Raw genomic sequence first — 3,484 nt, 5'->3', positions numbered from 1 at the left:
ATTTATTATAGTAACAAGTGAAAATAAAATAAATGGAGAATATATGAAATGACAAATACTCAAGAGCTATTAAATAAATTATTGGTACAGTTATTTAATGATATTTTACACATAGAAGAAAATTCCCTTAAAAATATAGATTTGATGGATTTATCAATGACGGAAATACATACAATAGAAGCTGTAGGAATAAAAGATGCAAAAACTATGGGAGAAATTGCACATGATTTGAGAATAACAGTAGGAACACTTAGTGCAGCTATAACAAAACTTATAAAGAAAGGATATGTTGAGAGAAAGAGGACCGAAGAAGATAGAAGGGTGGTACTTGTAAGTTTAACATCTAAAGGAGAAAATGTTTATAGGGAACATCAAGTATTTCATGAAGAAATGATTACTTCGATGCTGGGTAATTTCTCAGAAGAAGAAGAATATATACTTGCAATAGCGCTAGAAAAATTGAATAACTTCTTTGAAGAAAAATATGAAGGAATTAAATAGAAAAATAAAATTATAAAGGCTATATATTAAATTTAAAAAATTTTAATATATAGCCTTTTCATTATTTTATATATTTAACCTGCAAATCTTAATGAAGTAAGAATAACGATAATAACCGTAACAAAAATTGGTATAACTACTGATGTAACAAAAATATCTTTATAAGATTCCTTATGAGTAAGTCCACAAATCGCAAGAGTTGTAATAACAGCTCCATTATGAGGTAGAGTATCAAGTCCACCAGAAGATAAAGATGCAATTCTATGAAGAATTTCCGGTGAGATGTTTAAAGCTTGACTTATATGTAAATAAGTAGGCGCTAAAGCATCAAGTGAAATCCCAAGACCTCCTGAAGCTGAAGCTGTAAGACCACATATTAAATTTACAGATAAAGCTTCAGATATTATTGGATTTGAAGATATACCAAATATAAATGACTGTATAACTCCAAATACAGCTAATGATTTTATGACACTTCCGTATCCAACAATTGCACTTGAATTAAGTAACGGTCTAAAAGAATTTGTTACACCTATATCAAGTATTGACTTTAAATTTTTTATTTTTTTTAAATTAGTTAAAACTATAAAAACATCTGCTAAAACAATTGCTATAATAACACTCCATGTTCCAGATACACTACTTAAAGTAGTTCCAAATTCACTTAAGTAGCTACCATCTATATTTTCATAATAGACCTTTGAGAAAAATAAGTTAGTAACAAATATTATTATTATAGGTAATATAGCACTAAATATATTTGGTAAATTACTATAATCTGTCTCTATACTTTTATCACTGTGATTTCCATATCCTTCTCCATTTACTTTAGCAGATTTTGCACGTTTAGTAAGCCAAAGCATACCAAGAGTTAACATCATAACACTAGCAACTATTCCTATTATAGGAGCTGCAAATGTATCAGTTCCAAAGTATTTCATAGGAATAACATTTTGGATTTCTGGAGAGCCAGGAAGTGCTGTCATTGTAAAAGTAAATGCTCCAAGAGCAATAGTTCCAGGAATAAGTCTTTTAGGAATATCAGCTTCTTTAAATAACATAGATGCAATTGGATATAGTATAAATGCAACTACAAATAAAGATACTCCTCCATATGTAAGAAGTGCTCCTGATAATACGACTGCAAGTATTGATTTATCTTTCCCAAGTTTTTGAGTAATAAAATGAGCGATAGATTTTGCATAATTAGCTTCTTCCATAAGCTTTGCAAATATAGCACCTGTCATAAACAGTGGGAAGTAATTTTTTATAAAGTTTGCAAAACCAGACATATAAACTTCTGTATAATTAGCCATTAAATGACCATTAAATCCTGTTGTAAGAATTATTGTTATAATAGCAATTATGGGTGCTGTGATAATTGTTGAGTACCCTTTATATGCTAAATACATGATAATTATTAATGATAAAATTAAACCTAATATGCTAAACATAGCTGTTCCTTTCTTTATATATAAGATTATTTTTATAATATATTCCCCTAATGTAATTATAATAAACAACTTAATATTATACAGATACAAGGTAATATTCTGAAAATATATGAGATATAACGTGAACTACTACTAAATACTGAAGAGTATTAATGATTAAAAATGCAAAGAATTATTAACTTATTAATTAAAATAAACAAATTTTGATATTTGATGTTTTTAAGTAATTGATAGAATTAGATTTTAATGATTTTGGTTAATTGCTTAATTTAGTTTATATAAAACTCTAATATTTCTATAAAGTAAAGTGAAAAATAATGGAAATAAATACTGTAATTTGATATTATATTTATAAAATAATCTGTTATGATAATTATTTTGCTAATAATATTGAAATTACTATATAAAGTTTTTTGATATAAAAATATATTTTACTAGATTGTAGTATTTTCAATAATAATATTTAATTAACATAACAAGTTAAAATAATAAAATTAATTATAAAATTGCTACTAAGGTTAAGAAAAGAGGGGATTTAATGGATGTTAAATGCCAAAATAGACAAAGATTATACACAATAGAAGATTTAGAAAATTTATTAGAATACGTGCCATATGAAATTTGGTTAAAAGATAAAGAGGGTAGGCATGTATATATAAATCAAAAAGGAGCAAATAAATTAGGTCTAAAAAAAGAAGATATAATAGGAAAGACTGACATGGAAATTAGGTCTAAGGAATTCTGGGAAAAATGTAAATTAACAGATGATCAAGTTATACAAGAAAAAAAAGCACTATTTTATGAAGATGAATTTGATATGAATAAAGATAATTGCTATAGAGTTTATAAATTCCCTATCAAAGATTCTGAAGATAATGTAAAATTAACTGGTGGTCTTGCAAATGAAGTTATTTATAGTAAATATATAAATAAAGAATTAGAAGATTTATCTAATGAATCACAAAAATTGGAAGATAAAAATATAGAATATATACAGTCAATATCTAGAATATTATCAAATTTAAATAATATGATTAAAAGTACTAATATAGATTTATTTTTTATTGATGAATCAAAAGAAAGGCTAAATTTATACATAAGTTGTGATAAAAAAAATATTTTCTTAAAAAACTCTAGTATAAATATAAACTACAAAGAATTTTCAGAATTATATGATAGTAAGCTTAAAATAGATATAAATAATAAATTAAATTATGAATTTAGAAAAATATATGATCCTCAAGTAGAAACAAATGAAAACTCTATATTTAAAGTAATACCTTTGAAGATAGATGGTAGATTAATTGGTGTTATGTATATATATTATGAAAATAAAGATGAATGTATAGATACAAAAGATGAATGTATAGATACATATGATGAGTTTATATATGATGTATTACATAGAATTAGTAATTTTTTTATTAATATAGAATTAAAAAATGAATTAAAAGAAAAGTTATATAAATCGCAAGAAAGAGCGAAGAATCTAGAACATGAAATTGATATACTAGAAGAAGCTATAGAAT

Annotated in this window: 3 protein-coding genes; 2 read left to right on the top strand and 1 reads right to left on the bottom strand. The window is 24.9% G+C overall.

Going from position 1 to position 3,484, the window contains the following annotated elements:
* The first annotated feature begins 48 nt into the window (after positions 1 to 48).
* The gene (locus Q5F54_RS12065; RefSeq protein WP_281537969.1) at positions 49 to 501 is read left to right on the top strand and encodes a MarR family winged helix-turn-helix transcriptional regulator; all 453 of its coding nucleotides are present in this window, start codon (positions 49 to 51) and stop codon (positions 499 to 501) included.
* Positions 502 to 575: 74 nt separating this feature from the next.
* Here the strand turns inward: Q5F54_RS12065 and Q5F54_RS12060 are convergent, their stop codons facing one another.
* Complete coding sequence (locus tag Q5F54_RS12060) at positions 576 to 1,955, bottom strand: GntP family permease (protein ID WP_281537970.1); 1,380 nt, start codon at positions 1,953 to 1,955, stop codon at positions 576 to 578.
* 538 nt (positions 1,956 to 2,493) lie between these two features.
* Between Q5F54_RS12060 and Q5F54_RS12055 the strand changes: the two genes are divergently transcribed.
* Positions 2,494 to 3,484: PAS domain S-box protein (locus Q5F54_RS12055; protein WP_302334499.1), on the top strand; the 991-nt coding region annotated here is incomplete at its 3' end.

This window comes from uncultured Romboutsia sp., from assembly GCF_958366745.1.
Classification (GTDB): domain Bacteria; phylum Bacillota; class Clostridia; order Peptostreptococcales; family Peptostreptococcaceae; genus Romboutsia; species Romboutsia timonensis.
This window is presented reverse-complemented; position numbering and strand designations above follow the sequence as displayed.

Excerpts from the sequence above, each read along its gene's own strand:
- Q5F54_RS12065 (WP_281537969.1), top strand. The coding sequence starts at position 49 with ATGACAAATACTCAAGAGCTATTAAATAAATTATTGGTACAGTTATTT.
- Q5F54_RS12060 (WP_281537970.1), bottom strand. The coding sequence starts at position 1,955 with ATGTTTAGCATATTAGGTTTAATTTTATCATTAATAATTATCATGTAT.